This is a genomic window from Kitasatospora sp. MBT66 (assembly GCF_000710405.2).
Classification (GTDB): Bacteria; Actinomycetota; Actinomycetes; order Streptomycetales; family Streptomycetaceae; genus Kitasatospora; species Kitasatospora purpeofusca.
Window position 1 is genome coordinate 97,858 of the sequence record NZ_JAIY01000011.1, and the last position, 1,153, is coordinate 99,010.

The following is a 1,153-nucleotide window of genomic DNA, read 5'->3' on the forward strand; positions in this document are numbered from 1 at the left end:
CCCGGTCGTCGGTCCTGGCGGCGCGGACGGCGGCCGGGGTCGGGTCCAGCAGCGGGGCGATCCGCACGACGTCGCCGAGCGACAGCCCGGCGGCCTTCGCGACGGCGTCGGCCTTCGCGCCCTCGTAGCCGGCGAGCTCGCTGATCCGGCGGGCGCGCTGCTGGTCGAGCCGGTCGAGGTTGGCCTGCGCGGCCGCGACCGCCTTCTCGGCCCTGGCGATCTCCTCGCGCAGCGGGCGCAGCTCGGCGACCTTCGCGGTGTACGTCTTGCGGTCCATCAGCGGGCTTGCCTTCCGTGGCGTCGGAGCCGTTGCTCCTCAGCGGCCGTTGGGTCGGGTCGCATCGAGGCGGGGGTCGCCGAACAGGGCGTCGAAGACGTCCTCGGTGACGCAGGCGACCAGGGCCCGCTCGGCGTGGCGCAGGGTGTGGCCGGCGCTGCGCCCGAGGGCGGCCACCGCGATCGGCACCTGCGCACGGTAGTAGAAGGTCAGCTCCCGGACGGCGGTCCCCACCTGGCCCGGCGCATCGTCGGGCCCGGGCGCGGCGGGCAGCGTGAACGAGGGCAGGCCCGCCACGTCCGGCTCGCCCGCCAGGTGCAGGACACCGTCGTCGGTGGTCCGGAACGCGACGACCAGGTTGACGCCGTCGGCGCGCCGGTCCCGCGGCAGGCCGTGGCCCTCCAGGACCCGGCCCAGCTGCGTGGGGGACATTCCGGCCGCCGTCCCCAGCGCGCGGCGGTTGGAGTAGCCGCTGGTGGCGTCCGCCCGGGACAGCGTCAACTCCTTGAACACGGTCAGGTGCTGGACGACGTGGCCGATCCGGGCGACCAGAGCGGCGAGGTCCTCGAAGCCGGCGGCCCGCGGCGGCTCGACCGGCCTGTGTTCGCGCAGTGCCGCGAGCAGCGCCCGGCCCAGGTCGTCGGGCACCTCGACCTGATCGCCGTCGAAACCGATCCTCACAACACGACTCCCGGACAGTAGAAGTTGAACGAATAGTACGGCCGTACATTCTGGGCGCCAAGGAGGAAGGGGGCGCGCGGCCCCGCTCCCGCCGTCGGCGGCTCCTCGCGGTCGAACCGGCGCGCGCCGCGGAACTGTCCCGCGGTCAGGGGCCGGCCCCTCGGCACCGGCGCCACCGGTTCGGGCGACGCCGCG

General features: G+C 75.4%; 2 protein-coding genes and 1 pseudogene. All 3 read right to left on the reverse strand.

Annotated elements, in window-relative coordinates:
• A pseudogene (locus tag BI06_RS51410) lies at positions 1–277 on the reverse strand (hypothetical protein); the annotation flags it as partial.
• A 39-nt stretch (positions 278–316) separates the two neighbouring features.
• The gene (locus BI06_RS31230) at positions 317–958 is read right to left on the reverse strand and encodes a hypothetical protein (protein ID WP_030398514.1); all 642 of its coding nucleotides are present in this window, start codon (positions 956–958) and stop codon (positions 317–319) included.
• Positions 955–1,153, reverse strand: a 199-nt coding sequence (locus BI06_RS52940; RefSeq protein ID WP_206743644.1) for a hypothetical protein, incomplete at its 5' end; no start/stop codon positions are given. The genes BI06_RS31230 and BI06_RS52940, both read right to left, overlap by 4 nt.